The organism is Pseudomonas sp. GW821-FHT07G10 (assembly GCF_059418545.1).
This window is the reverse complement of sequence record NZ_JBWKQB010000012.1, coordinates 49,627-76,312: the sequence shown is the minus strand read 5'-3', so window position 1 is coordinate 76,312 and position 26,686 is coordinate 49,627. Positions and strand designations below refer to the sequence as shown.

Here is a 26,686-nt window from a genome sequence, read left to right as displayed (position 1 = left end):
ACAAAACCCGCTCCCGGTCTTTGCCGACTCATCAGGTCGCGAACAAGTAAGCCTCAACGTCCATTCCGGCATCGCGCATTTGCGCCAGCTTGTAGCGCAACGTCCGTGGACTGATGCCCAGGCGCTCGGCCGCTTCTTTGCGGCGACCGCGCTCGGAACGCAGGGTGTCGATGATCATCTGGAACTCGCGACGACGCAGATCATCCCCCAGCCCGCCCACTGACTCACCCTGCTCCATATCTACCGGCGTGCCGTGCACTTGCGGCGGGCTGGGCACACCCAATGCACGAAGCGGCGCACAGGCCACAGGCCCCGCCAGACAAAAATCCTGAGGCTGAATCAATCCGCCTTGCTGCAGGATCAGCGCACGCTGGATCGCGTTATCCAACTCACGTACGTTGCCCGGCCACGGATAACCGACCAGGCAAGCCCGAGCCTCGCTCGACAACCGCGCGGCGGCGTGTTTCATTTTATTGACGTGCCTGGCCAGCAGACGCTCGGCCAGCGGCAGGATATCGGCGGTGCGCTCGCGTAACGGACGCCAGGCCAACGGAAACACGGACAGACGATAGTAGAGATCTTCACGAAACCGCCCCGCCGCCACTTCGCCAGCCAGATCACGATTGGTGGTCGCAACCACGCGAATATCCAGCGCGATCGGTTTGCGCGCACCAACGCGCTCAACCTCGCGTTCCTGCAATACACGCAATAGCTTGGCTTGTAGACCCAAAGGCATTTCGGAGATTTCGTCGAGCAGAATAGTACCGCCATCAGCCTGCTCGAATTTGCCGGCCTGAGCGGCAATGGCGCCCGTGAACGAGCCCTTCTCATGGCCGAACAAGGTGGCCTCGAGCATGTTGTCGGGAATCGCCGCACAGTTGATTGCGATAAACGGCTGACTCGCTCGATGAGAATGCTGATGAATGTAACGTGCCAGCACCTCCTTGCCCGTACCGGACTCACCAGAAATCAACACCGTGGAATCACTTCGGGCGACCCGCGCCGCCAACTCAAGCAACTGTGCACTGGCTGGCTCGAAGGCCACCGGGCCTTCATCCTGCGCCCCCTCCAGACAACCCAAGGCATGACGCGCCACCAGATCGAGCAACGCCTTGGGCTCGAACGGCTTGACCAGATAATCGGCTGCCCCCTGGCGCATGGCGTCCACCGCCCGCTCGACCGCACCGTGAGCCGTCATCAACAAAACGGGCAACTGCGGCTGACGCGCACGCAACAGGCCGAGCAACTGATGACCGTCCATCCCCGGCATGTTCACATCACTGACCACCAGACTGAACGCTTCGGCGGCGACCGCCTCCAGCGCCTCCTCTGCCGAGCCGACAGCCTTGTAATCATGCCCGGCCAGCAGCAGCGTATCCGTCAATGCCTCGCGCAGCGCACGATCGTCTTCGACCAGTAAAACCTTAACTGCCATGAGCCTCATTCCACTCCTTGAACACTGGGCTGCTCACAAGAAAAAAGTGGCAAAACCACCAGCGCGCAGGTGCCGCGGCCCGGCCGTGAGCGCAACAGAAATTCTCCCTGATGAGCACGCGCCACCGCTTTGACCACCGTCAGGCCGAGGCCGGTTCCAGTGGTTTTAGTGGTGAAAAACGGCTCACCCAATCTGGCCTGTACGGCCGCATCGATACCACTGCCGTTGTCACTGACGCACAAGCGCAAGGTGTTTTCACGGGTATAGAGATGCACCTTCAAGCAGACATTGCCGGCACCGGCCTGAATGGCGTTTTCAATCAGATTGAGCACAGCCCCCACCAGCGTGTCGCGGTTGCACAGCAGCTCGCCAGCATGACTGTCGCACTGCCAGCGCACCGGTAAATCCTGAACATGGGTCAGTGCTGCCGCTTGCAGCGACTGCATCAATGTCTGAGGGGTAACACGGTCAGTCAACGGCAACTCGCCACGGGCGAACACCAGCATGTCGCGCACCTGATGCTCCAGCTCGTGCAAGCGCTCTTTCAACCGTCCGGCAAAGCGTTGCTGAGTGGCTACCGGCAGTTCCTGTTCGGTCAGATGACTGGCGTACAGCAAGGCGGCCGATAACGGCGTGCGAATCTGGTGGGCCAAAGAAGCGACCATCCGCCCCAGGGACGACAAGCGCTCATGGCGGGCCAGTTGATCTTGCAGGTGACGGGTTTCAGTCAGATCGTTGAGCAGTACCAATTGACCCGGCTCGGCATCCAGCGACCGGGTGGCAATCGACAGCCGTCGACCATCTTTCAGGGAAATTTCATGACCGTCGTCCTCGCGGGGCGCAAAGCAGCGCGCGATGACCCGACGCCAGAGCTCACCCTCCAGCGGCAGGCCGAGCAATTCACACGCCGCCGGATTGGCTTCACGGACCATACCTTGCGCATCGATGACGATGACGCCACCGGGCAACAGGTCAAGGAGGTTTTGCAGTCGATTGGCCAAGCGCTCTTTTTCGGCAAGCTCTTCCATGCGCTGAGCACTGACCACCGCCAGCTCACCCTTGAGTTCGGTGACTCGCGCTTCAAGCATGCTGTAGGAGTCGGTAAGTTGGCTCGACATCTGATTGAACAGTGCAAACGCCTGCTCAAGCCCAAGCCGGCTTGCCTGCTCTACGGACGACGATTGCCCTTGCGCATCAGGGGCAGGAGACATCTGGGCGGCTTGGGGCATCGTGCTCTCTCGCTTGGCTGACCGTCAGTTAAACGGAACGTTGCGAGAGCTATAGCAATACCCGTGCCGAAAAATAATGCGCGCCCCGCCTCGGCAATACGTTCAGTTTTTGACGAACGGCTCTTGCCGCCAGACAAGGCGCCGCGACGAGTCATAGCCCGCCATGGCGAGGATCGGCAACGCCGTATGACGGCAAGAAATGCCGTCAAAGACGAACAGTTATTGTCGAGACGGGGTACGTGCTTTTCAGCACGTTAAAAAACAGGCGTCAATCATCCGCCTGTTCATCGCCATCACGACGGCTCATACCGTACTTACGCATCTTCTCCACCAGGGTGGTACGACGAATGCGCAAGCGCTCGGCAGCCCGCGCCACGATGCCATTGGCATCATCCAGCGCCTGCTGAATCAAGCCTTGTTCCAGACCACCAAGGTAGTCCTTCAAGTCCAGACCTTCCGGCGGAAGCATCGCAGTGGCCGCGAAGTCCGGGGCATGCCCATTAATCGCCACCCGCTCCTCCAGATCGCTGCGCAGACTGTCGACCATTTGCTCGTCTTCATCGTCCACGTAACGGAATTTCTTCGGCAGCTCGACCACACCGATGACCCCGTACGGATGCATGATCGCCATGCGCTCCACCAGGTTGGCCAGCTCACGAACGTTGCCCGGCCAACCGTGACGGCACAGCGACATGATCGCCGCCGAGTTGAAGCGGATCGAGCCGCGCTTCTCGTGCTCCATGCGCGAGATCAACTCGTTCATCAGCAACGGAATGTCTTCGACGCGCTCGCGCAGCGGTGCCATTTCGATCGGGAATACGTTCAGGCGGTAGTACAGGTCTTCGCGGAAACTGCCGACCTCGATCATGCTTTCGAGGTTCTTGTGGGTCGCCGCAATGATTCGCACATCGACGCTTTGGGTCTTGTTGCTGCCGACACGCTCGAAGGTCCGCTCCTGCAACACACGCAGCAGCTTGACCTGCATAGGCAACGGCATATCACCGATTTCGTCGAGGAACAGCGTACCGCCGTTAGCCAGTTCAAAACGTCCGGCACGACTGGTGATCGCGCCAGTGAAAGCGCCCTTCTCGTGGCCAAACAATTCGCTTTCCAGCAACTCGGCCGGGATCGCACCACAGTTGACCGGCACGAACGGCCCGTCACGACGCTTGGAGTGGTAGTGCAGATTGCGCGCCACCACTTCCTTGCCGGTGCCGGATTCGCCAAGGATCAGCACGCTGGCATCGGTGTCGGCCACTTGCTGCATCATCTGGCGGACATGCTGAATCGCCCGACTGGTGCCAACAAGACTGCGAAAGAGATTGGGTTCGCGATGACGACCGCGCTCGCGGGCCTGGTCGTACATCTCGCGATAGACCTGGGCACGGTGCAGGGAGTCCAGCAATTTGCTGTAGCTGGGAGGCATTTCCAGCGTGGAAAGCACTCGGCGGCGCTGGTCTTCAGGCAGGTCAATGGAAGAAATATCGCCCATTAACAAAACCGGAAGGAACTCATCCCACATTGAGAGTGTCTTTAACAAACCCAAAAGCGCGCCAGGAGCATTTACGGTCCCGATCAAGACACAGATTACTTCACGACTGGATGACAAAGAGCCGACAGCCTGCTGCCAATCATGGCTACCACAGGGTAAATTTTCTTCGCCAAGAAAATTTAAAATCACCGCAAGGTCGCGGCGACGGACGCTATCGTCATCAATAAGCAGAATTTTGGTTTCACGCCACATGCAATAGCAACTTCCCTAGTCAACTCAATGCCCAACATGAGGGGCAAGCTAGACGCTTGTAGGCACTTTCTGCCAGATAGACGCCTGAATTCTGAAATCAGCCACTAGTTAAGTCAAAAAAGCGTGCACAGTCAAATTTATGACGCACTACGTTCGGATTAACTGAGTATTAACCGAATAGATGGTAAACCTTTGCCGCGTTCTGTGCTTGATGGATCTGCGACATCTCGTCAACTATCGCCTGACGCTCGCCCATCGCGGTTTCCAGCAATTGCCGGTAAACCCCCAGCAACTCTTCCAGATTATTACGCAGCGCCATCTCGTCCAGCGAAGCCTCACTCAGCACATCTTCCATGCAGGCACGGCATGCCAGGTCCAACTGGCCGATGGCCTCCCAGTCACGCTCGGCCAAGGCCCCTACAAGGGCCTCACGGGTTTCTTCGATACGCTGCAGTACAAGACTCATGGTGATCTCCCTAGAACTGCGGACCAGGCACAGCAATGGCATCCCAGCCTTCTTTAACGGTGCGAAGCAAGCCGGCGACCTCGTCGAGAATCTTTGGATCGCCGTTGATATTGGCCTCAGCGAGACGCTTCATCATGTAGACATAGAGATTATCCAGGTCCCCCAATGAATCGGCCGAAGTCTCGAGATCCAGCCCCTCACGCAAGCCACCGATGATCCCGATGGCCTTGCTGATCAACACACCTTTACCCGGAATATCCTTGCGCTCCATGGCGCCTTTGGCCTGAGCAATACGATCCAGTCCGCCCTCCATCAGCATCTGCACCAAGCGGTGCGGGCTGGCTTCGGAGGTCTGGGCTTGCGCTCCAACCTTCTGATATTGCCGAAGGGCTAACATCGGATTCATGTTCTACCTCATCACAACTCAAGGGCTCGTATAACCAATGTATCGTCTACGAGTCAAAAAACTTTAGATCGAAAGGCAAAAACCCGGCGCGCTAAAAACGCAGCCGGGTTTTTGGCACCAGTTCATGACTAGCCAGAGGATTTCTGCGCATTAAGGGATGTGAAGAACGACGAAATATTGGTCGCCGTCGCCTTCATCTGCCCAACCAGCAAGTCCATGGCGTTGTACTTGGCGGTCAGAGTGGTCGTCAGACTGGTGACCCGCAGATCCAGCGCCGCCTGCTGATTGGTCAGATCGCTTTTCTGCTTGCCCAGACTGCTGTTGCGCTGATCAAGAAGGCCGCCGGTCTGCGAGTAGGGCTTGATCGCCGCCCCCATCCGGGCCAGCAGACCATTGGTACTGTTGGTACCGGTAAACAGCGTCTGGACCTGACCACCCAGCGCCTTATCGGTCATCGCCTTGGTGAACTTGGTCGTGTCGAAATTCAGCGTGCCGGCCTTTTGATCAGTGGTGATACCCAATTGCGACAGCACCGATAACTGCCCCCCCGCCCCGGGAGTGACCAACACGTTACGAACATCGGCAATGAGCGCACGCGGCAGGGAGTCACCGGTCATCGCAGCGGAGACGGTCAGCTTGCCATTCTTATCCGCAGTGGCCTGGGTCAGGGAAGTTACAGTCTTCACCAGCGTGTTATAGGCATCGACAAACGACTGGATCGAGGTCTGCAAACCCGTGGTATTGGTTGCCACTGTCACCGTCGAGGAACCCGGTGCAACCAGCGTCATGCTCAAGCCACCCACCGCCTGACTGACGGTATTGCTCTTGCTGGTCACTGCCAGACCATCGATCGTGAGGCTCGCGTCGGTGGCCAATGCGCCGATAGTCCCGGCACTTGCAGGATCACTGGTGACCGCCAGCTTCGTGCCGTCGATTGCCAGACCGGCAATGCCGCTGACCGTAAGATCCGAGCCCTTGCCTGTGGTGGTCGACCCGATCACCAGGCGCGAACCATTGCTGTCAGTGACGATGTTAGCCGTGATGCCCTGGGTTTTCAGCGTGCTATTGATCGCATCACGGGTTGATTGCAAGGTCGCACCGGACGGAATACTGACGTTGTAGGCAGTGCCATTTTGACTGATTTGCAAGGTACCAGTCGGAATGGCACTGCTAGCACCGCCAGCAAAGGAAGCACTGGCGACTTTCGAGCCGGTGGCCAGATTATTGACAACAACGTTATAGCTACCGTTGACTGCAGTATTGTCAGTGGTAGCCGTCAGCGTTGCCGGCGTCGATGAAGTCGCCGAAAAGCCCGCAAAAGCCGGACTTGTAGCACTGTTGAGCTTGTCCATGGCGGCCTGATAAGCAGCCAGGGCGCTTTTCAGCGAGCCAACACCGGAAATCTTCGACGTGGTGAGCGTGGTTTGAGTGTTGATCTGCGCCTGCTTGGCCGCCTTGTCGGCATTGACCAATGCAGTAACGATCGAATTGATGTCAAGACCAGAGCCAAGGCCTGTAGACGTTGTAATTGGACTTGCCATGTACATCTCCCTTTCAGTCTGTTGCCAGCCTTTTGACCACAATCGCCATCAAAAGAATGTAAAGACACTATTCATGCCAGTTGTCAGGCTTTCGCGTCGAACAACACATTACTCGCCGTATTCAAACTGTCCGCCAGCTTCAACGCCTCTTCGGAAGGGATCTGTCGCACCACTTCCCCCGTTGCAGTAGCAATCACTTTTACAACGACCTTGCCGGAGGCTTCATCGATTGAAAACTCCAGGTTGCGCTTGATCGACTGGACGAACTTTTCGATTTCCTGCACGGCGGTTTTCAATTTCTCCGAATCAGAGTCTTTACTACCAGCCACAGCCTGTACGCTGTCGGCCCCAGGCGCCCCAGCCGGTTTATCGGTCGTGCTGCCCACCGGTTTAACCGCCGGGTAAGACAAGTTCAGCTTTACGCTCATATCCATGTCCATCACCTCCTAAAGTAAAAAAGCGGAAGAGCACGACCAACGCACTCCCCCGCCAAAACTCACTGCGAAATTACTGAAGCAGCTTCAGTACGGCGTTAGGCAGCTGGTTGGCTTGCGCCAGAATAGCGGTGGAAGCCGACTGCAGAGTTTGGTTCTTGGTCAGTTGAGCAGTTTCCGCAGCGAAGTCGGTATCTTGTACGCGACCCAGTGCAGCGGTGGCGTTTTCGTTGACGTTCTGCAGGTTGGAGATAGTGCTGGTCAGACGGTTTTGCGAAGCACCCAGGGCTGCACGAGTGGCACCTACGGAGGCGATTGCAGCGTCGATTGCAGTGATTGCGCCGTCGATGGCGGAACCCGCTGCGGCGCTGGTAGCACCGGTCAGTACAGTTGTACCGCTACCTACGGAGAGGCTGACGGCGTCGAACTTGCTGCTCAGAGTCAGGGTGATCTGGTTGGCGGTACCGGTGTTGGAACCCACTTGCAGGGTCATGCTACCAGCGGAACCGTCCAGCAGGTTTTTGCCGTTCAGGTTGGTGCTTTGCGAAATACGAGTCAGCTCGTCGGACATCTGCGTGAATTCTGCGTTGGTCGCAGTCTGGTCAGCGGTGCCGTTAGTGCCGTTACGGGCCTGAACAGCCAGTTCACGCATACGTTGCAGAATGTTGGTGGTCTCTTGCAGAGCGCCTTCAGCAGTCTGAGCCATCGAAATACCGTCGTTGGCGTTTTTGATCGCTACGGTCTGACCGCGGATCTGGCTGCTCATACGGGTAGCGATCTGCAGGCCGGCAGCGTCGTCTTTGGCGCTGTTGATTTTCAGGCCGGAAGACAGGCGTGTCATCGATTGAGACAGAGCGTTCGCGGCATTGTTCAGGTTCTTTTGAACAGACAGGGAAGCAACGTTAGTGTTTACGCCTAAAGACATGGTGAGTTCCTCATTGGATGGGTACAGCGGCTTCCGGCCCTGGCAACCGCCGGGTGTGGCCTAGAGAACCTTCGTAATAGTTATCGTCGCGATAGCAGGTTGCTTTAGGGCTTTTTTAAAAAAAATTGCCATCACACTGCCACCCCCCCACAAAACAAAGGTTTGGGAGGGTATGCAAAAGAAAAATGACGTCAGAGAATTGCCGGCAATGAGGAGAGCAGGACGCTTTTTACCGGAACAGGATTTTTCAGGAATAACTCAGGCCGGAATCCAGCAGCTCGACCAGTTCATACTCCATGTAATCAGCAAGCCCTGACCAATCCTGGGCCTGCTGACAGGCCAGTATGCGCATCAGGAGTTGCGCCCACTGCTGCTGGATATCCGGCGAGGCTCGGCTGAACAGGCTCTGCGCCTCGTCAAACACCTCGACCATATTCAATGCCGCCTCGACATCGCGTCCCAGGCGGAACAGCCCGGCACACTGCCGACTGTCGATAACACACTGCGCAATCCGGTTCATTGCACGAACTCCTGATTGAACGCCGTGCCTGCAATCATCGCGCCCGCCCGACTGCTATTGAAGAAACGCACCTGTGGATGCCTGGCAATGTAACGCTCCAGCTCATTCAGGTAGCGGCGGAAATTCAACTGCGTCTTGACCCGCTGCCCATGACCATCGAGCACCCAGTGCCTGGCCAGATCAACGCCCGGCCCCAGCTCACCATCATTCCAGCCGGCGTGGGTCTTGTTCATCGGGAAGGCAAAGTCGGCTCCGAATACGGTGATCTGCGCCGCCCCCATCTTCACCGCCAGATCTACCGCCGGATGAATCACACTGCCGCCGACGTAGAGTTCGGCTTTAGCGATTTGCTTGCGCACCGCAGCATAGATCGGGCTGGCAGAGTAGGCCGCGTAGCGCACTCCTTTCCAGGCAGACATCACCTGTGGATCACTCATCGGCAGATACACCAGAGGTATGTTGTCGGAGTCTTCAGGCGGCAAGTGTCGGGCGCTGATCCGCTGGTCGACGCTCACCACCAGATCTGGCTTGATGCCGTGTTCAATCAACGGCCGGTAGGCCGTATCGACACTGATGAACAAGGGGCGCTGCGCCTGGGCGCGAATAGTCCGTAGTTTGTCAAAGTGCTGCTCCAGGCTCGGCCCGGTAGCAATCACGTAGATTCCCTGACCCGCCAGCGAGCCAAATAGCTCGGCAACATCACGATCGCTGCGCACCAGTTCAAGACTGTCCTGCAGGCGCTGGATGATCTGCGGGGACTGCGGATCGAACTCGCGATTGTTGAAGCTCAAATGCACCTCGCTGACCAATCGATCCCGGATCCTGGCATTGAAGTCATCCGCCAGCACCATCTCGGAGGGCAGCACAAAAAACGGCAACCGAATGTCTGACAAGTCACCTGCATACATCAGCTCGACGCGTGGATCGTTGAGCCATTGCCGCTGGTCGAGCAACTGCAGTACCAGCGCGAAAATCGCGCCGTTGAGGATATGAACATATAGACGTTGAAGCATCGGCCGTTCCAGCAACACGTGCTGCAGGTCGCCCAGCCCCGTGCCATAGACATGCAGCACCGGGCTCTCGGGAGGCAGACTGTCGGCCTGTAAGCGAGCCTCGCGGGTACGATCATGGCGACTGGTGAGCTGAATGCCGGCAATGCTCAGGGTCGAACCCAGACCCTCCACCAAATCGGCCTGCAAGGCCTGGCTGTCTTCATCCAACAGACGGGCGAGCAGCGCCGGCCAGCGGTTCTGTATTACCTGGGCATTGTGCTCAAAGCTCTCGCTCATGCTGCCTCGCTCATCATTCATGCAAAAAAAAATAGCGCTCAAGGTTACACCTTGGAGCGCTATTTTTGCTGCCGGGGACTTTAGTTCAAGGGCGATAGATAATCGCAGAGCCCCAAGACAGGCCAACACCGAAACCGCTTAGCGCGACGCGCTTCCAGGAGCTGTCGAGCACGTGCTTTTCCAGCAGCAGCGGAATGCTCGATGACACCGTATTCCCGGTCTCGACCATGTCCTTGATGAACTTTTCCGGTTCGCCTTCGAAGCGTCGCGCCACCGCATCGACGATTGCCGCGCTGCCCTGGTGAATGCAGAACGCATCGATATCGCTGGCCTGCAGGCCGGAATCGTCAAGCAGCTCATGCAAATGCGCCGGAACCTTCAACAAGGCGAAGTTGAACACCTGACGACCATTCATGAAGAACACTCCATCGGTGACTTTCAAGTGCGGCGCGCCAGAGCCATCAGTGCCGAACTTGGCTTTACCCAGTTGCCACGGCGCGTCTTCGCCCATCCAGGTAGCCGTCGCAGCATCACCAAAGAGCATGGTGGTATTGCGGTCTTCCGGGTCGACGATTTTTGAATACGGATCAGCGGTCACCAGCAGGCCGTTCTTCAGGCCCGCAGCTTCCATGAAGCCTTTGATTGCGTAGATGCCATAGACATAGCCCGAGCAACCCAGGGAAATATCAAAGGCGGCCACGGTAGTCGGCAGACCAAGTTTGTCCTGAACGATGGCTGCGGTGTGCGGCAGGCCCTCTTCGTCGCCGTTCTGGGTGACTACGATCAATGCATCGATCGATTCGCGCTTGAGCTCGGGATTGTTGGCGAACAGTGCATTGACTGCTTCGACGCACAGGTCCGAGGTTTCCTGCCCGGCGTGTTTGCGCGGCAGGAAAGCGGAACCGATTTTACCCAGGATGAATTCTTCATCCTTGTCGAATTTTGCACCTTGCGCGTAATTGTCTACGCCGGCTACGGGCACGTAGCTCGCAATGCTCTTTATGCCAATCATTACGGCTTCCCAATAATAAACAGCTGAATACCACCGCTCGCAGGAATCGAGGGGCGCCGACAAACAGAGATTTTACATCACCCCAAGAGGGCGCCAGCGGGAAAAATAAAAGGCCATCACTGGGCCAGCTAGGGGCCAGGCGCCATCTTCCCGGTCAATACAATACAGTGAAGATGCGCGTTATGACTCGCAGGTCACGCTATTTTGCCGAATCAACCACACAAGCTGCTACTCGACCAACGACCAATCCAGTGGCGTACCACGTTTCAGAGGGTTTCGAGCGTGTCGACCGAGTATCGCATCAATGTGCTTGGGGGGCAGTCCGAGGCCCGGACGGATGGCCCGCAGGTTGCCCGAATTGAAGACTTCACCGGCCGTCATATCCCGTGTCACGTAGAGTGAGCGGCGATAAACCAGCGATTTCCGCTCTGCCTCGCTCACGCCATAACGCACTTGGCCCATGGCCTGCCAGGCGCGTTCGGTTTCGATTACCAGGCTGGCCAACTCGGCCGGCTCCAGAGAAAAGCTCGCATCCACACCGCCAGCGCTACGATCCAGGGTGAAGTGTTTTTCCACCACCGTCGCCCCGAGCGCCACCGCCGCCACTGAAACACCAACACCCATGGAGTGATCGGACAACCCCACCTCACAGCCAAACAGCTCCCGCAAATGAGGGATGGTGCGCACATTGCTGTTTTCCGGGGAGGCCGGGTAGGTGCTGGTGCACTTGAGCAACACCAGATCTGTGCAGCCAGCGGTACGGGCTGCGCGGACGGTCTCGTCCAGTTCGGCGATGCTGGCCATGCCGGTGGAGATGATCAACGGTTTACCGGTGGCTGCGACCCGTCGAATCAACGGTAAATCGGTGTTTTCGAAACTGGCGATTTTGTACGCCGGCACGTCCAGGCTTTCGAGGAAATCCACCGAGCTCTCATCGAAGGGCGTCGAGAATGCCAGCATGCCCAGCTCTTTGGCTCGGGCAAAAATCGGCGCATGCCATTCCCATGGCGTATGGGCCTTTTCATACAAGGCGTACAGCGACGAGCCGGCCCAGAGGCTGTTGGGATCCTTGATGAAGAACTCACCATGATCCAGGTCCAGGGTCATGGTATCGGCGGTGTAGGTTTGCAGCTTCAAGGCATGGGCACCGGCCTTCGCTGCCGCCTCGACGATCTGCAACGCAAGTTCCAGCGACTGGTTATGGTTGCCGCTCATCTCGGCGATGATAAATGGCGGCGCATCGGCACCGATCGAACGCGAACCGATCTTGAAACTAGTCATTAGGATGATCCTTTAACACCCGCCTGAATTCGCAGGCATTTTGCTGGTAGCCGGCGCGGCGAAACAAACCAGACGACACTTGATTGCCGGCAAGCACTTGAGCCGTGATGAGGCGTAGATCAGGCCATAGCGCTGCAACAAACGCTTCCCCTCGCGCCAGCAACGCCCTGCCCCAACCCAACCCTGAACGCCCCTCGAACAGATAAATCGACACCTCGGCCTGTGCCTTGTCGCGGTCATAGCGCAGCACCCCGACAGGGCCGTCAGCGGCGCAAGCGATCAACAGCAAGCGCTGAGGGTTGCATAGACTGGCCGCGAGCCAGGCCTGATGGTTCTTCCAGCTTACTTCTTCGGACTGCACGGCCCAACGGCGGACCGCCTCGGCATTGCGGCCATCAAACAGCAGTCGCGCATCCTCAAGCGTGGCCCGGCGTAATTGCAGGACAACTCCAGACAACGCGACAGCCACACGCCGCGCACCCAACCCATCGACCAACTGCCGGGAGCGCTGCGCCAGACTTTGCCGCAAACCAGCATTACCCAGCAAAAAACCAATGGCCAGGCGCAGCTGCTCAATACTGACCTGGGCGCTGGCCCCTAGATATACATGGGCGCCGGCGCTCGCCAAGCGTTCGGCGTTCAGTTGCTGATTGGCGGCCACCGCAATGCAAATCGTTGGCAGCCCCATGGCCGCGCGCTCCCAACTGGTACCGCCGCCCGCGCCGACAAACAGATCGGCCTCGGCCATCAACCGGGCAAAATCGCTGACATGGCTGTGCAGCCGCCAATGGGGACGGCTGGCAGCCAGCACCTGCATTTGCGTCCAGGCCGGATTGTCGACGCCCGCCACGAAATCAACGTCCAATTCACCAAAGTCAGCCATTGCCAACATTGCTTTCCAGGTCTCACCCACAGCGTCAAAGCCGCCGAAATTCACCAGTACCCGACGTGCCTGATCCTTGATCGCAATCGGCTCGCGACGGAACTCGTCGCGCAACAAGGCGAAGCGCGGGCCGAGCAACTGTTGGCACCCGGGATCGGTCAATGGCCCATAGACGTGCGCGGTCGCCGTCAGATTCTGGTCCAATAGCAGATCGGCATCGTGCTGCCGGTTGGCCAGATCGTCGATCACCGCAATCCGCTGCGCCCACTGTCGGGCCGCCGTCTGCCAACGATGATCGAGACCGTAATGGTCGACGATGATCCAGTCGAAGGGTTGCGTGGTCTTTAAAACGTTCTGGAGTTCAGCAATCTCGGCCTGCCAGGGCAACAACGCCTCAATGCCCTGCTCGGGATGTTCCTGCGGATACTCATCAGGCAACGCGAAAGTCTCGAAACCCTGGGTTTGCAGACTCTCCAGGCGATTGCCCGGCAGCCGACGACAGGCGAACGCCACCTGCACACCCTGCTGACGAAGCACGTTTGCCAGCGTCAGGCATCGCGCCACATGACCACTGCCAATCGCCAGCGAAGCGTCGGCACGGATCAGGACTCTCACGAAAGCTCTCCACCGGCCTTCAACGCGGCGTACAGGTATTCGGCGCGCTTCCAGTCCTCTTCGGTGTCGATGTCTTGCACCAGATGCCGAGGCAAAATGACTGGCAGGCTCTTTTCAGAGAACAGCCTGTCCCCGCGTAACCAGGCCTCGGCTCGCCCCCAGTAAAACTGCCCGGCATCCTGATAGGCGGCGGGCAAATCCTGGGAGCGGGTGTCGCGAAACTCCGGATAGAGCGAAGTCAGAGTGCCTTGCGCATCGATGGTCAACGCACGTTGAATGGGGAAGCCAAAACTGCACAACGAGAAGGCAAAGAATTTCTCTGGATGCTGCTCCAACACGTCCAGGCCCTGACGCAAATACCGCGTTTGCAGCAACGGAGCGGTCGCGTAAATGCAGCAGGCGTACTCGTAGTGCTGTCCCTGCTCATGCAGTGTATTCAAGGCATGAGCGATCACCGCTGCGGTTCCGGTGAAATCATCTGCCAGCTCCGCCGGGCGCATGAACGGCACTGTTGCTCCACGGGCGCGGGCCAGCTCAGCAATTTCTTCGTCATCAGTGCTGACCAGCACCTGATCGAACAAGCCTGAGTTCAGCGCGGTACGTATCGAGTGGGCAATCATCGGTTCGCCGTCGAACAGCTTGAGGTTCTTGCGCGGGATGCGCTTGCTGCCCCCGCGGGCGGGGATGATTGCGACGCTGTTCACGTGCGTTTTTCCAGCAGAAACCAGGTGATATCGTCGACGGGAAACTGAGGATCACGATGGTATCCAAAGCCATAGTCGAGCAATTGCAGATCAGTGTAGCGATCGAGCATTTCGCCGGCGAAATCGCGCTTGAACAACTTGCCGCTGTTGCCGCGATACGGCACCTCGACCGGTGCAGGGTTGTAATACTCACAAATCAGGATATAGCGCTCACTCAACTCATAGAGCTGTGCGTAGGCGGCAGGCAACAGCTCGGGCGCCAGGTGGATCAGCACCCCTTTGCTCAAGGTCAACTGGAAGGTCCGGTCACGGGGATAATCGAACAACGACCCGTGCCAGATATCGGCAATACCCAAGGCTCGGGCTTGGGCGTAAGCCTTCGCGTTGATCTCGACACCGTGCAAGGCACACCCCGCAAGCAACTGATGCAGCGCTTGCAGATTGTTCCCGGTATTGGTCCCCAATTCGATCAGGCTGTCGATTCGGGAGGTGCGCGCCAACGCCTTGGAAAACAGCGCCAGATTGGCCGCGACTAGCTGATGGCCCTGATTGCGAGCCACATAGTCGTCGCCGAAGTCACCTTGCCAGAAAATTTCCTGCTCACTTGCTTCACGCATAGATCACTCTTATCAAAGGCCAATGGGCAGCTGTTCAGCCGACCAAGCGCCGCAACTGCTCGACCACATAATCCTGTTGCTCATCACTCAGGATTGGAAACATCGGCAAGCTGATGGCTTGCGCGTAGTAGCCCTGCGCTTCAGGGAAGTCGCCTTCGGTGAAACCCTGCTCGCGGTAATACGGTTGCAGGTGTACCGGAATATAGTGCAGGTTAACCCCGACCCCGGACGCGCGCAGCGCCTCGAAGACCTCTCGATGACTGAGTTTGATCCGCTCGAGCTGCAGGCGTACCACGTACAGATGCCAGGCTGACTCTGCACCGGATTGAGCACTTGGCAGGGTCAACGGCAGATCTGCCAGTAACCGATCATAGCGGGCGGCCAGCTCACGACGCCGCGCGATAAAACCTTCAAGCTTATCCAGTTGCGAAAGCCCCAGCGCGGCCTGAAGGTCAGTAATCCGGTAGTTGAAACCCAGCTCGATCTGCTGGTAGTACCAGGGGCCGTGGCTCGGTTCAGTCATCTGCGCAGGGTCGCGAGTCATGCCGTGGCTGCGCAAACGCTGTAAACGTTCAGCCAATTCCGGGCGATTGGTCAGCACCATCCCGCCTTCGGCACTGGTGATGATTTTCACCGGATGAAAACTGAACACCGTCATTGCCGCGTATTCACCGCAACCCACCGGGCGCCCGCAATAAGAAGCGCCGACCGCGTGAGAGGCATCTTCGATCACCGTGAAGCCATACTGCCCGGCGAGTTTGCCGATGGCCTGCAGGTCACAGCTCTGCCCGGAGAAGGCCACCGCCACCAGCACTTTTGGCAACGTGTCGCTGCGCTCCGCCGCCTGGAGCTTGATCGCCAGCGCGTTGGCATCGAGGTTCCAGGTCAGCGGATCGATATCGACGAAATCCACTTCGGCGCCGCAGTAACGTCCGCAGTTGGCCGACGCCAGGAAAGTATTCGGGGTGGTCCAGAGTCGGTCACCCGGTCCGAGCCCGGCTGCCAGGCAGGCGATGTGCAAGGCCGCGGTGGCATTGCAGACTGCCACCGCAAAACCGGCCTCGCAACGTTTAGCCATTGCCTGCTCAAAACGCTCGATAGTCGGGCCCTGGGTCAACCAGTCGGACTGCAACACGGCAACCACCGCATCGATATCCGCCTGATCCAGGCTTTGCCGACCGTACGGGATCATGCCGACAGCTCAGCGTGCAGCTCGGCGATCTGCCCGACCGAGAGGAATTGCGGATTGGTGTCGGAGCGGTACTCGAAGTCTTCATTCACCGACTTGCCCCGCTCGCCCAGACCATCCACAGAGAAGTCGACATCGACACTGGTAAAGCGAATCGACGGCTGAATGGTGTAGTGATCGGCAAACTCCAGGGTCATGCGCGCATCGTCGAGGGGCACCATCAGTTCGTGGAGCTTTTCACCCGGACGGATCCCGACGTTTTTATGCGACAGATGTCCGGCCATGCCACTTGCCAGATCGACAATACGAATCGACGGGATCTTCGGTACGAAGACTTCACCACCGTGCATACGGGCAAAGCTGTCGAGCACGAACTGCACGCCGTGATCCAGAGTGATCCAGAAGCGGGTCATGCGCTCGTCGGTGATCGGCAGCTGCCGCGCGCCCTCGGCAATCAACTTGCTGAAAAACGGCACGACAGACCCGCGGGAACCGGCAACGTTGCCGTAGCGCACCACGGCAAAGCGGGTTTGCTGATCGCCGGCGATATTGTTCGCCGCGACGAACAATTTGTCCGACAGCAGCTTGGTCGCGCCATACAGGTTGATCGGGCTCGCGGCCTTGTCCGTGGACAAGGCAATGACTTTTTTCACGCCATTGTCGATGGCCGCAGCGATGATGTTTTCCGCGCCGTTGACGTTGGTGCGGATGCATTCGGTGGGGTTGTACTCGGCCGCCGGCACTTGCTTGAGGGCCGCTGCGTGCACCACGTAATCGATGCCGCGCATGGCCTGGCGCAAACGCTCGGCATCGCGCACATCACCCAGAAAATAACGCATGCAGGGTGCATTGAAGGTCTGCTGCATCTCGTACTGCTTGAGTTCGTCGCGCGAGAACACCACCACGCGCTTGGGCTGGTACTGCTCAAGCAGCCGGCGGATAAAATTGCGGCCGAACGAACCGGTGCCGCCGGAGATGAAAATCGATTTACCGTTGAACATGCCGTGAATCCTTTTACCTGTGCGCCAGACTTAAACCAGCAACCGCGTCCAATCCACACCGCAAGCGCTGCCAAGGGTGAACCCCTTGCCGGTCAGGGCGAGGTTCTTGTTGTAGGCCAGATCGTGCTGGAACGGCCCGGCCCACTTTTCGCGCAAGGCTTCGAGGGCCCGCGGTGCGTCGGGCAGGTTGCCTGGGTGGATGACCTGCACTTGCGGAGTCCACACCACCAGATAGCCGGCCTGGCCCGCTTTCAGGCACAGGTCGACATCACCGAAGGCTTCGGCGAATGCGTTTTCGTCCAGCCCTGCGACTTCGTCGAACAGTGCTTTGCGGATCATCAGGCACACTGCCGAGACGGCCGAATAGTTCTGTTCCAGCACCAGGCGATTCAGGTAGCCCTTGGCATCCTTCGATTCACCGACGAAGGCAGAACCGACACTGTCGTTCATGCCCAGAATCAACCCGGCCTGAGTCACTTTGCCGTCGCGGTCGAGCAGCTTGGCGCCGACCACGCCAACCTCTGGACGCTGGGCCTGGTTGAGCAGGGATTCGAGCCAGTTCGGGTTGACCACTTCACTGTCCGCCGCCAGCAGCACCAGGTATTCACCCTGAGCCTGCTGACCGGCCACATTGTACAAAGCCGACACACTGAGTCGCTCTTCGGCGCGCAGAACACGGACCTTGTCACCCGGTTGTCCAAGGCCGGCCAGCCACTGCGTGACCTCGGGCGACTGGCTCGCGTTGTCGGCGATCAGAACTTCATAACGGGTGTAGCGGGTTCTCTGCAGAATGCCGGTCAGGCAACGCTGCAACTCCTGCAGGTTGTCCTGGCTGTGAACGATGATCGATACCAACGGACGCTCGGGGTGGCGGTAATCGATGTGATAGGTACCCGGTTCGGTTGAGCTGATTTGCGCCTTGTAACCGCGAGTCGCGAGGTGACGAATCAACGCCTGACGTTCGTGGGCATTGTCTTGCGGCACTGGCGCCCGGGCGATCAACAACGGCTCGTCCAGGTGGGCCAGCCAGGCCATGCCACCCTCCTCGATGATGCGCAGCAGCAAGTCGAATTCCAGGGCCTTGCTGAAGTCGGCCTTGTAACCGCCCGCCTCCAATAGCACATCCTTGCGGATCAGCCAGTGCCGCGCCATCAGCGCCGGCAGGCTTTGCAGCAGGTCGAGGTTGAAGCCTGGACGGAATACATCGACCAATGCGCCATTGGCGTCACGCTGAATCTCATCGGTGGCCACCGCCCGGCATTCGGGGGCGGCTTGCAGTTCCAGACCGGCGCGCAACAGGCCACCGGCGGTGAACTCGTCGCCCGCCTCAGTCAGCAGCAACCAGTCGCACGGCGACTGACGCGCGATCTGATTGAGTTTGTCGACATAGTTGGCCTGGGTCACGCAAACAAAGTGCAGAGTGTTGTGCACCGTCGTCGCCGCCAGCGCCTCGCCGGTAGTGAACACCACGATCTTGAACGCGTGGCTGTGACCTTCCAGCAGACTGTCGAGGGTGGTCTGTAGCCTGGCCGCGTCGTTGTCCAGGTCCAGCACCAGAATGCCAAACTGCGGACCACCGTTGTGGGCGGCCAGATAACGCGACGTCGCGGCGACTTCGTCAGCGTCCGGGGTGCGTGCCGCCAGCCACTTGAGCAGGCGACCGGAACGCATGGCACCGAACACCTCGTCATTGCCTTGAGTCGATACCGCGTCCAGACGCTCGGCCCAGGCGAACATGTCACGTGCGTCGTGCGCTTCGCCCATGAGCTCCAACTGTTGCGCCAGGCGCTTGACCACCCGACGGTTGAACGGGCTGCTGTCGTACGCATACCCCAGCCGCTCGACTACGCTTTCGGCGGTGTCGTTGTTGCGGGGCCGCATCAGGTCTTCCTGCTGGGTCCAGATACCTTCGAGCCCCTGAAGCTGAACGCGGCCGGCCGGCATGGCGTGCAGCAGAAACTCGAACTGGCTCAACAGGTCGAAGAACGCCTGATTGTAGAAAGGCATTTCGACGTACTGCAAAAGCCCGAATCGGCGGTCCGGCCCCTTCTGCACATTGGTCCAGCGCGACTCGAAAATCGGCTCCGCCGTCAGCGCCCGACGGGTGCGCAAGCTGTCGGCCATCGCCTCGAAACTGTCCAGTGCCAACTGCCTGGCCTGTTCCGGGTCGAGACCGGTGCGGGTACTCGGCAGCGTCGCCAGTAATTGGGCAAACGCCTCACGATCGGCCACCGATTTGGCATCGCCGAGGGTCAGGGTGCTGTAGATCTCGGTGTTGTGCTCCGACTCCAGGTAATTGACCTCTCGCACCACATAAGGAATCGGCAGAATTCGCGCCTTGGCCATTGCCAGCATGTAGTACGCATGGCCGATTTCCTGCCATTCGAAGATGGTGTCCTCCGGCATGACCGCGTACCAGTCACGCAACAACGCGGTGCGGTGAACGGCATAGAACGGCGGGATGTACTGATGCATGAAATCGATGACACGATCCTGAGCGCGCTCGGACGAATAGTCTTCACAGACCTTCTTGTCCCGACGGTAGTAGCTCACGCTGTTGGCCAGGGCCAGGTACATCAGGCAATAGCCATGGCACATGCCGTAATCGGGGTTCGCTTCCAGGAACGAGACCGAAGCGTCGAGGGCATCATGCACGATGAAGTCATCGTCGGCGGCAAACACCATGTAGGGCGTGGTGACTTGCTGCACGCCGTAGTCGAGCTTGGCCCGAATGCCCCAGTAGCCGTACTGCGGCAGGTGCTGATAGTCGACCCAGGGGTACACGCCATCGATGCCATCGGTGGCCTGGGTCGAAGAGTCCAGCACCAGAATCCTGCAAGGCAAGGCGCTGTAAAACTTCACCGCCCGGCGCGCAAATGCCGGACGGTTGTGGGTAATCAGGACCACCGTCAACAACTCGTTCAGTGGTAATCCGCTTTCAGAACCGTACTTGCCTTGCATATTTTTTCCCCACAACCGGCGTATCGCCCGATGAACTCAACAATGATGTCGTTGCTTAACGAACCCGACGCAGATAGCCGTCCGGCGCCACGGTGATCAGCAGCTTGCTGTGAATCCGTGCATCGATCTCGAAGTCGCGGTTCTCTTCCAGATAGGCCCAGACCGCGGTTTTCGGATTGTCGCCCTTGCCCCAGGGACGATCCGGGAAGGCATCTTGCGGCATGTCTTCAACCACGGTGTCCATCACCACGCAGTAGCTGCCGACCGAAACCAGCGGTGCATACAGGCGCAACTCTTCAAGCACGTGTGCGTGGGTATGGTTGGAGTCCAGAACCACCAGCACTTTCTTGCCGGCAACCCGCGCACGAACTTCATCGACAATGGCCGGATCGATGCTCGAACCCTGGATCATGCTGATCCGTCGCGCCATCGGATGGGCTTCAATGGCTTCGCGATTGTGTTGACGAATGTCGATATCCACACCCAGCACTTCGCCGTGGCCGATCAGCTCCAGCATCGAGGCGTAAAACACCAGGGAGCCGCCATGGGCAATGCCCGTTTCGACGATCACATCAGGGCGCAGATCCCAGATGATTTCCTGCATGGCGACCATGTCCTGAGGGAACTGAATGATCGGCCGGCCCATCCAGCTGAAGTTGTAGGTGTACTTGTGCCTGGCCGTGACACCGACCCAATCCAGCGACTCAGCCTGAAGTTTTTTGTCTTGCTGCAAGCCTTCGATGTTCTGGCTTACTTCTTCACGAAACTGCTCATGAGGATTCATGCAAACACTCCGATACGGGGTTTTTATTAGTTGAAAACCCGGCCGTCCCGATAAGGAACAGTCTGAGTCTTGATAATTCGGGCGGGATTACCCACGACCACCGCGTAGTCAGGGACATCCCTGGTGACCACCGCCCCGGCGCCGACCGTGGCCCAGCGACCGATGCGCAAACGCGGCAGGATGGTGGCGTTGGTGCCGATGAAGGCCCCATCGCCGACCTCGACACAGCCAGCGATAGCGACACCGGGCGCCATGAACACGGAGTGACCGATTCGGCCCTCGTGCCCGATCAGACTGCCGTAACTGATGCTGCTGTTATCGCCCAGGGAGACTTCGGCCTGAATGATCACGCCTTCCTGGAGATAGTTGCCCGTCCCCAATTGCGTCATGGCCAGGTCAATACCCGGGTGCAGAAAGTTGCCCAGTGTTCCGCCGGCTTCGATGATCTGCCGGGTCGTCTCGTAACGGGTTTTGGTATCGCGGGTGATCAGATTCACGAAGCGCGTGTCCGGCCCCTTCAAGTCGGCCACCCGCTCCACCCCGCCGATCACCGCAATGCCGTAAAACAGCGTGCCGTGCTTGGCCGCATCGTTGTCCAGGAAGGCAAATTTCACCGTGGGGCTGGCACGCTGGACTGAACCAATCATGCGCACCGCTTCAGGGTTCGCCGCGCCCAACAAGTAGACGTTCACAGCAGATTCCTTTGCTTGCAGACGGTGCGAATAACATCGATCACCCGCTGCTGATCGGCATCGCTCATGTCGTGATAGCTCGGCAGGTTGATGGCCCGCTCCGATAGCGAAAACGCCATTGGTGTATCCACCGGTTTATCGGCAAACATCGGCAGCGCCGACAACGGCCAGAAAAACACCCGGGCATCGATGTCGGCAGCTTGAAAGGCTTCGATCAACATCTCCCGAGTAACACCGGTACTGGCGTCGAACACCACCGTGGGCATCCAGTAGCCGTTCCTGGAATGATCCGGTTGCGGATTCATGGACAGCACCGGGATATCCAGCAGCCCTTGGGCATAACGATCGAAGATCGCGCGCTTGCGTGCGATCAGCTCATCGACACGTTCGATCTGGGCACACCCGATCGCCGCCTGCAGGTTGCTCATCTTGTATTTGAAGCCGATGAAATCCGGCCAGAACTGGCGCGTGCTGCCATTGACCCGGCCGTGATTGGAGAGCGTAAGCACCCGCTCATACAGCGCCTTGTCCGAGGTCACGAAAATCCCGCCTTCCCCGGTGGTCATGGTCTTGGTGCCATGAAAGGAGAACGCACCGAAGGCCCCCAGCGAGCCGGCCGCTTTTCCACGCCATTGCGAGCCAATGGCTTCGGCGGCATCTTCGACGACGGCAATACCGTGTTCGCGGCCGATATCCAGCAATGCGTCCAGATCGCACAGGTTGCCGTACAGGTGCACCGCCACAATGGCTTTGGTCCGGGGTGTAATGGCTTGCCGGACCTGCTGCGGATCCAGGCACCAGCTGTCCGGCAACACGTCGACAAAGACCGGTGTGGCGCCCAGGTAATCGATGGGCGCCGCCGAGGCGATCCAGTTGGTGTTGGCCAGAATCACTTCATCGCCCGGGCCGATGCCCAGCGCCGCCATCCCCATGTGCAAGGCACCGGTGCAACTGGACGTCGCGATGGCGTACGGCACGCCCATGTGCTGCGCGAAGGATTTCTCGAAACGCGTGATGTATTCGTAGCAACGCTCGCCCCAGCCATGCTGCACGGCATCCAGCACATACTTGGCTTCCAGCTCGCCCACACTGGGCTTGGTGTAATGAATTCGGCTCATCTGAAGCTCAACTCCGGAATGGCAACGACAAAACGAGCGCCCCAGTTGCGCACAACTGCGTATTGCTGGGTGATCTCATCCAGCAGATTCCATGGCAGCACCAGGACGTAATCCGGCTTCTCGATTTCAATCCGTTCGGGAGAAACCACGGGAATGCGACTGCCCGGCAAGAACTTGCCCTGCTTGTGCGGGCTGGCATCCGCCACCCAGGCCAGCAGGTCCGGTTTGACCCCCGCATAGTTGAGCAAGGTGTTGCCTTTGGCCGCGGCGCCGTAGCCGACCACCCGCTTGCCGTCGGCCTTGGCCTGCAACAGGAAGCGCAGCAGTTCGTGCTTGATGCGCTCGGCAGCGGGGGCCAGGGTGGCGTAGTACTCCGGGGTTTTCACGCCCGCTGCCAACTCGCTCTGCAATTGCTGCTGCACCGCTGGTTGCACCTCACGGCGCTGGCCATCGGCGCGCTGCACGAAAACCCGCAGTGAGCCGCCATGGGTCGGCAGTTCACTGACATCGAAGACTTCCAGACCGTTGCGTTCGCACAAACGCTGTACGGCGCTCAGCGACAGATAGGAATAGTGTTCATGGTAAAGAGTGTCGAACTGCTGACCGGCCATCAGCGTCAGCAAGTGAGGAAATTCGAACGTCGCGACGCCGGTCGGCTTGAGCAGGGTTGCAAACCCGCCGAGAAAATCATTGATGTCCGGCACATGGGCCAACACGTTGTTGGCCGCCATCAAATCCGCTGCCCAACCCTCGCCGAGCAACTGCAACGCCGTGTCGCGGCCGAAGAACAGTTCGCGTATTTCCAGCCCCTTCTCCCGCGCAGCTTGCGCCGTGCTGCGGGTCGGCTCGACGCCCAGGCAACGGATACCGCGCTGTGCAACGTACTGCAGCAAGTAACCATCGTTGGCGGCAATTTCCACCACACGACTGTCGGCGCTCAGCCCGAAACGCTCGACCATCTCGGCCACATAGCGCTCGGCATGGGCCAGCCAGGTGCTGGAAAAGGAACTGAAGTATGCATAGTCGGCATCGAACAGACTATCGGCGCTGGTGTAGTCCTGGGTCTGAACCAGCCAGCATGCCTGGCAGACCGCCACTTTCAACGGCACCCACTGCTCGGCCTGCTCCAACTGGTCAGCCCGCAGGTACGCGTTGGACGGTGGCGAGGTGCCCAGATCGATCAACGGCAAAGCCAACGGGATGCCGCAACCTCGGCAGTTCATAGACGCACTCCAGGGAAATGGTCATCGATCCGGGGATGAGCGGCATCCCGGGCCGACAGATTTTTGACAGGGTTGGGCCAGGCAATCGCCAGGCGCGGGTCGAGCACCGACAGGCCACCCTCGTGATCCGGGGCATAATCTGCGCTGTGCAGATAAAGCAGCTCGGCGTCGTCGCTCAGGGTCTGGAAGCCATGGGCGAAGCCGGCCGGAATCAATAGGCTGCGGCCGTCGCCGGCGCACAGATGCTCGGCGTGCCACTGCAGGAAGGTGGCCGAGTCCGGTCGCAGGTCGACCGCAACGTCCCAGACTTCACCGCGCAGACAAGTAATCAGCTTGGCTTCCGGCGCCTGGGCATTCTGATAATGCAAACCACGCACGCTACCGCGCTCACGGGTGCAGGAGTGATTGATCTGACGAATATGGAACGGCTCGCCGAAGGCGCTCAGGCTGCCTTCGCAGAACAGTCGGGCGAAGTGCCCGCGCTGATCTTCATGACGCTTGTGCTGAACACTGAACAAACCGTTGAGAGGCAATGCACTGATCCGGAACTCGCTCACAGCGCCCCCCGGTAAAGGCTCAACTGATCCAGGGTGATGGCACGCATGTCATCGCCATTTTCCCAGGCCAGGTGCCAATCCAGGGTCTGCGTCAGGCACTCTTGCAACGACCAGCGCGGTTGCCACGCCAGCAATTGACGGGCGCGACTGCTGTCCAGGCGCAAGAGACCGGCCTCATGCAAATCACTCGGTTCTATGCGCAAACCCCGCGCTTGCGGCCAGCGCCTGGAGAGCAGCTCAACCACTTCGCCGACGCTGCACATGTCGCCTTCGCCAGGCCCGAAGTTCCAGGCACCGGCGAATTTCGGCCCATGCTCAAAGAGCCCCGCCGCCAGTTGCAGGTAACCTGCCAGGGGTTCCAGAGCATGCTGCCAAGGGCGAACGGCCTGTGGATAACGCAGCGTTACCGGCTCATTCGCCGACCAGGCCTTGAGCACATCGGGGATCAAACGCTCCGGGGCGAAATCGCCGCCACCGAGGACATTCCCGGCGCGCGCGGTGGCCAGGGCCAGGCCGTGTTCGGCATAACGTTCTGTGGGGAAAAACGAGGCAGCGTATGACTGCGCGAGCAACTCGCAACACGCCTTGCTGCTGCTGTAAGGATCATGGCCACCGAGGGCTTCGTCCTCACGATAGGGCCACGGCCACTCCTGATTGGCGTAGACCTTGTCGGTGGTCACCAACACGCAGGCACGTACCCCGCCGACCTGGCGAATCGCTTCCAGCAGGTTGAGCGTGCCCATGACATTGCTCGAGTAGGTCCCGAGCGGGTCGCGGTAGCCTTCACGCACCAGTGGCTGCGCCGCCAGATGCAGGACGATTTCTGGCTGAACCTCGGCGATCAGTTCCAGCAAGGCGGCCAGGTCACGCAAATCACCACGCTGATCGTTGATGCCTTCAGCGACGCGCGCCAGTTCGAACAGGCTCGGCCCGGTGGACGGATCCAGGGCAAAACCGCTGACCTCGGCACCCAGGCTTTGCAGCCATAACGTCAACCAACTGCCTTTGAAACCGGTGTGACCGGTCAACAGCACCCGCTTGCCGTGCCAGAATTGCGGACTCAGTCCCATTGCTTCCACGGGGCCTCCCCGCTTTGCCACAGATGCTCCAGATGGTTCTTGTCACGCAGGGTGTCCATTGGATGCCAGAAACCATCGTGCTGGAACGCATTCAACTGGCCCTGGGCGGCCAGGGTCGTCAACGGCTCGGACTCCCAGACCGTCTCGTCAGCGGTAATCAGCGGCAGCACTTTAGGCGACAAGACAAAGAAGCCACCGTTAATCCAGCCGCCATCACCGCGAGGTTTTTCGGTGAAACCACGAACCAGATCACCGTCACGCTCCAGCGCGCCGTAACGCCCCGGCGGCTGCACCGCCGTGACCGTGGCCAGCTTGCCGTTGCTCAAGTGGAAATCCACCAGCGCGCCGATATTCAGATCCGACACGCCATCGCCGTAGGTAAAACAGAACGCCTTCTCGTCTTCGACGTAACGACGGGCGCGACGCAAACGCCCGCCGGTCATGGTCTCTTCACCGGTGTCGATCAGGGTGACACGCCAAGGCTCGCTGTAGTTCTGGTGAACGTCCATGCGGTTGTTACACATGTCGAAAGTGACGTCAGAGGTGTGCAGGAAGTAGTTGGCGAAGAAGTCCTTGATCGCGTAGCCCTTGTACCCCAGGCAAATCACGAAATCGTGAATTCCGTGTGCGGAGTACTGCTTCATGATGTGCCAGAGAATTGGCTTGCCGCCGATCTCGATCATTGGCTTGGGCTTGAGGTGCGACTCTTCGCTGATCCGCGTACCCAGGCCACCCGCCAGAATAACTGCCTTCATCTTGTCCCCTCTTGTTCGTCACAGGGCTCAGCCAAGCTGTATCAAGCTTTTGCAGGCCTTCTGGATAAAACGCTCAACACCGCTCGATGCCTTTCAGGCAGCGCCGGAAATGCACGATTTATGGCGATATATGGGGGACTTGCAGGAAACGCGCCAGCTCGAACCGCCACCGGCGCCGGCGCAGACTGCAATCTTTTCAAGGGGCTTTGCGACGGTGTGTGAGGCG

The 26,686-nt window shown here is 59.0% G+C and carries 25 protein-coding genes; all 25 read right to left on the bottom strand.

The window, feature by feature from the left end:
- Positions 1-31 precede the first annotated feature (31 nt).
- Entirely contained in the window at positions 32-1,435 is a 1,404-nt protein-coding gene (locus tag AC07O1_RS15315) for a sigma-54-dependent transcriptional regulator (RefSeq protein WP_495089234.1), read from the bottom strand.
- A gap of 5 nt (positions 1,436-1,440) precedes the next feature.
- On the bottom strand, positions 1,441-2,646 hold the full coding sequence (locus AC07O1_RS15310) for a sensor histidine kinase (RefSeq protein ID WP_495089286.1): 1,206 nt from the start codon (positions 2,644-2,646) through the stop codon (positions 1,441-1,443).
- A 286-nt stretch (positions 2,647-2,932) separates the two neighbouring features.
- The gene (locus AC07O1_RS15305) at positions 2,933-4,408 is read right to left on the bottom strand and encodes a sigma-54 dependent transcriptional regulator (RefSeq protein ID WP_495089233.1); all 1,476 of its coding nucleotides are present in this window, start codon (positions 4,406-4,408) and stop codon (positions 2,933-2,935) included.
- Between the two features lie 169 nt (positions 4,409-4,577).
- A complete protein-coding gene (gene fliT / locus AC07O1_RS15300; RefSeq protein ID WP_495089232.1) occupies positions 4,578-4,874 on the bottom strand; it encodes a flagellar protein FliT in 297 nt (98 codons plus the stop codon).
- 10 nt (positions 4,875-4,884) lie between these two features.
- A complete protein-coding gene (gene fliS, locus AC07O1_RS15295; RefSeq protein ID WP_494994226.1) occupies positions 4,885-5,280 on the bottom strand; it encodes a flagellar export chaperone FliS in 396 nt (131 codons plus the stop codon).
- 128 nt (positions 5,281-5,408) lie between these two features.
- Positions 5,409-6,821, bottom strand: a complete 1,413-nt coding sequence (fliD, locus tag AC07O1_RS15290; protein WP_495089231.1) for a flagellar filament capping protein FliD — start codon at positions 6,819-6,821, stop codon at positions 5,409-5,411.
- Positions 6,822-6,904: 83 nt separating this feature from the next.
- The gene (locus AC07O1_RS15285; protein WP_495089230.1) at positions 6,905-7,255 is read right to left on the bottom strand and encodes a flagellar protein FlaG; all 351 of its coding nucleotides are present in this window, start codon (positions 7,253-7,255) and stop codon (positions 6,905-6,907) included.
- A gap of 73 nt (positions 7,256-7,328) precedes the next feature.
- A complete protein-coding gene (locus tag AC07O1_RS15280; RefSeq protein ID WP_419119285.1) occupies positions 7,329-8,180 on the bottom strand; it encodes a flagellin domain-containing protein in 852 nt (283 codons plus the stop codon).
- 247 nt (positions 8,181-8,427) lie between these two features.
- Positions 8,428-8,700, bottom strand: a complete 273-nt coding sequence (locus AC07O1_RS15275; protein ID WP_494994229.1) for a hypothetical protein — start codon at positions 8,698-8,700, stop codon at positions 8,428-8,430.
- Complete coding sequence (locus AC07O1_RS15270) at positions 8,697-9,989, bottom strand: motility associated factor glycosyltransferase family protein (RefSeq protein ID WP_495089229.1); 1,293 nt, start codon at positions 9,987-9,989, stop codon at positions 8,697-8,699. Before AC07O1_RS15270 ends, AC07O1_RS15275 begins: the two co-directional genes overlap by 4 nt.
- A gap of 85 nt (positions 9,990-10,074) precedes the next feature.
- Positions 10,075-11,001: a ketoacyl-ACP synthase III gene (locus tag AC07O1_RS15265; RefSeq protein WP_494994231.1), complete on the bottom strand. Its 927-nt coding sequence runs from the start codon at positions 10,999-11,001 to the stop codon at positions 10,075-10,077.
- A 228-nt stretch (positions 11,002-11,229) separates the two neighbouring features.
- Positions 11,230-12,282 carry a pseudaminic acid synthase gene (gene pseI, locus AC07O1_RS15260; protein ID WP_495089228.1) on the bottom strand — a complete coding sequence of 351 codons (1,053 nt, stop codon included), beginning with the start codon at positions 12,280-12,282 and terminating at the stop codon, positions 11,230-11,232.
- Positions 12,275-13,780, bottom strand: coding sequence for a UDP-2,4-diacetamido-2,4,6-trideoxy-beta-L-altropyranose hydrolase (pseG, locus tag AC07O1_RS15255; protein ID WP_495089227.1), 1,506 nt, complete (start codon positions 13,778-13,780; stop codon positions 12,275-12,277). The genes pseI and pseG overlap by 8 nt, the downstream gene beginning before the upstream one ends.
- Entirely contained in the window at positions 13,777-14,484 is a 708-nt protein-coding gene (gene pseF, locus AC07O1_RS15250) for a pseudaminic acid cytidylyltransferase (protein WP_495089226.1), read from the bottom strand. The genes pseG and pseF overlap by 4 nt, the downstream gene beginning before the upstream one ends.
- The gene (locus AC07O1_RS15245; RefSeq protein WP_495012217.1) at positions 14,481-15,101 is read right to left on the bottom strand and encodes a pseudaminic acid biosynthesis-associated methylase; all 621 of its coding nucleotides are present in this window, start codon (positions 15,099-15,101) and stop codon (positions 14,481-14,483) included. The genes pseF and AC07O1_RS15245 overlap by 4 nt, the downstream gene beginning before the upstream one ends.
- 34 nt (positions 15,102-15,135) lie before the next feature.
- Positions 15,136-16,293 (bottom strand): UDP-4-amino-4,6-dideoxy-N-acetyl-beta-L-altrosamine transaminase, encoded by a 1,158-nt coding sequence (gene pseC / locus AC07O1_RS15240; protein WP_495089225.1) that lies wholly within the window; start codon positions 16,291-16,293, stop codon positions 15,136-15,138.
- Entirely contained in the window at positions 16,290-17,291 is a 1,002-nt protein-coding gene (pseB, locus tag AC07O1_RS15235) for a UDP-N-acetylglucosamine 4,6-dehydratase (inverting) (RefSeq protein ID WP_494994237.1), read from the bottom strand. Before pseB ends, pseC begins: the two co-directional genes overlap by 4 nt.
- A 30-nt stretch (positions 17,292-17,321) precedes the next feature.
- Entirely contained in the window at positions 17,322-20,252 is a 2,931-nt protein-coding gene (locus tag AC07O1_RS15230) for a TIGR00180 family glycosyltransferase (RefSeq protein ID WP_495089224.1), read from the bottom strand.
- Between the two features lie 55 nt (positions 20,253-20,307).
- Entirely contained in the window at positions 20,308-21,036 is a 729-nt protein-coding gene (locus AC07O1_RS15225) for a cephalosporin hydroxylase family protein (protein WP_495089223.1), read from the bottom strand.
- Between the two features lie 26 nt (positions 21,037-21,062).
- Complete coding sequence (locus tag AC07O1_RS15220; RefSeq protein ID WP_495012221.1) at positions 21,063-21,728, bottom strand: acetyltransferase; 666 nt, start codon at positions 21,726-21,728, stop codon at positions 21,063-21,065.
- Positions 21,725-22,846, bottom strand: coding sequence for a DegT/DnrJ/EryC1/StrS family aminotransferase (locus tag AC07O1_RS15215; protein WP_494994241.1), 1,122 nt, complete (start codon positions 22,844-22,846; stop codon positions 21,725-21,727). Before AC07O1_RS15215 ends, AC07O1_RS15220 begins: the two co-directional genes overlap by 4 nt.
- On the bottom strand, positions 22,843-24,069 hold the full coding sequence (locus AC07O1_RS15210; RefSeq protein ID WP_495089222.1) for a methyltransferase domain-containing protein: 1,227 nt from the start codon (positions 24,067-24,069) through the stop codon (positions 22,843-22,845). The genes AC07O1_RS15215 and AC07O1_RS15210 overlap by 4 nt, the downstream gene beginning before the upstream one ends.
- On the bottom strand, positions 24,066-24,626 hold the full coding sequence (locus tag AC07O1_RS15205; RefSeq protein WP_494994243.1) for a dTDP-4-dehydrorhamnose 3,5-epimerase family protein: 561 nt from the start codon (positions 24,624-24,626) through the stop codon (positions 24,066-24,068). The genes AC07O1_RS15210 and AC07O1_RS15205 overlap by 4 nt, the downstream gene beginning before the upstream one ends.
- Positions 24,623-25,705: a CDP-glucose 4,6-dehydratase gene (rfbG, locus tag AC07O1_RS15200; protein ID WP_494994244.1), complete on the bottom strand. Its 1,083-nt coding sequence runs from the start codon at positions 25,703-25,705 to the stop codon at positions 24,623-24,625. The genes AC07O1_RS15205 and rfbG overlap by 4 nt, the downstream gene beginning before the upstream one ends.
- Positions 25,687-26,460: a glucose-1-phosphate cytidylyltransferase gene (gene rfbF / locus AC07O1_RS15195; RefSeq protein ID WP_495089221.1), complete on the bottom strand. Its 774-nt coding sequence runs from the start codon at positions 26,458-26,460 to the stop codon at positions 25,687-25,689. The genes rfbG and rfbF overlap by 19 nt, the downstream gene beginning before the upstream one ends.
- Positions 26,461-26,686: the final 226 nt, after the last annotated feature.

Excerpts from the sequence above, each read along its gene's own strand:
- AC07O1_RS15315 (WP_495089234.1), bottom strand. The coding sequence starts at position 1,435 with ATGGCAGTTAAGGTTTTACTGGTCGAAGACGATCGTGCGCTGCGCGAG.
- AC07O1_RS15310 (WP_495089286.1), bottom strand. The coding sequence starts at position 2,646 with ATGTCTCCTGCCCCTGATGCGCAAGGGCAATCGTCGTCCGTAGAGCAG.
- AC07O1_RS15305 (WP_495089233.1), bottom strand. The coding sequence starts at position 4,408 with ATGTGGCGTGAAACCAAAATTCTGCTTATTGATGACGATAGCGTCCGT.
- fliT (WP_495089232.1), bottom strand. The coding sequence starts at position 4,874 with ATGAGTCTTGTACTGCAGCGTATCGAAGAAACCCGTGAGGCCCTTGTA.
- fliS (WP_494994226.1), bottom strand. The coding sequence starts at position 5,280 with ATGAATCCGATGTTAGCCCTTCGGCAATATCAGAAGGTTGGAGCGCAA.
- fliD (WP_495089231.1), bottom strand. The coding sequence starts at position 6,821 with ATGGCAAGTCCAATTACAACGTCTACAGGCCTTGGCTCTGGTCTTGAC.
- AC07O1_RS15285 (WP_495089230.1), bottom strand. The coding sequence starts at position 7,255 with ATGGATATGAGCGTAAAGCTGAACTTGTCTTACCCGGCGGTTAAACCG.
- AC07O1_RS15280 (WP_419119285.1), bottom strand. The coding sequence starts at position 8,180 with ATGTCTTTAGGCGTAAACACTAACGTTGCTTCCCTGTCTGTTCAAAAG.
- AC07O1_RS15275 (WP_494994229.1), bottom strand. The coding sequence starts at position 8,700 with ATGAACCGGATTGCGCAGTGTGTTATCGACAGTCGGCAGTGTGCCGGG.
- AC07O1_RS15270 (WP_495089229.1), bottom strand. The coding sequence starts at position 9,989 with ATGAGCGAGAGCTTTGAGCACAATGCCCAGGTAATACAGAACCGCTGG.
- AC07O1_RS15265 (WP_494994231.1), bottom strand. The coding sequence starts at position 11,001 with ATGATTGGCATAAAGAGCATTGCGAGCTACGTGCCCGTAGCCGGCGTA.
- pseI (WP_495089228.1), bottom strand. The coding sequence starts at position 12,282 with ATGACTAGTTTCAAGATCGGTTCGCGTTCGATCGGTGCCGATGCGCCG.
- AC07O1_RS15245 (WP_495012217.1), bottom strand. The coding sequence starts at position 15,101 with ATGCGTGAAGCAAGTGAGCAGGAAATTTTCTGGCAAGGTGACTTCGGC.
- pseC (WP_495089225.1), bottom strand. The coding sequence starts at position 16,293 with ATGATCCCGTACGGTCGGCAAAGCCTGGATCAGGCGGATATCGATGCG.
- pseB (WP_494994237.1), bottom strand. The coding sequence starts at position 17,291 with ATGTTCAACGGTAAATCGATTTTCATCTCCGGCGGCACCGGTTCGTTC.
- AC07O1_RS15230 (WP_495089224.1), bottom strand. The coding sequence starts at position 20,252 with ATGCAAGGCAAGTACGGTTCTGAAAGCGGATTACCACTGAACGAGTTG.
- AC07O1_RS15225 (WP_495089223.1), bottom strand. The coding sequence starts at position 21,036 with ATGAATCCTCATGAGCAGTTTCGTGAAGAAGTAAGCCAGAACATCGAA.
- AC07O1_RS15215 (WP_494994241.1), bottom strand. The coding sequence starts at position 22,846 with ATGAGCCGAATTCATTACACCAAGCCCAGTGTGGGCGAGCTGGAAGCC.
- AC07O1_RS15210 (WP_495089222.1), bottom strand. The coding sequence starts at position 24,069 with ATGAACTGCCGAGGTTGCGGCATCCCGTTGGCTTTGCCGTTGATCGAT.
- rfbF (WP_495089221.1), bottom strand. The coding sequence starts at position 26,460 with ATGAAGGCAGTTATTCTGGCGGGTGGCCTGGGTACGCGGATCAGCGAA.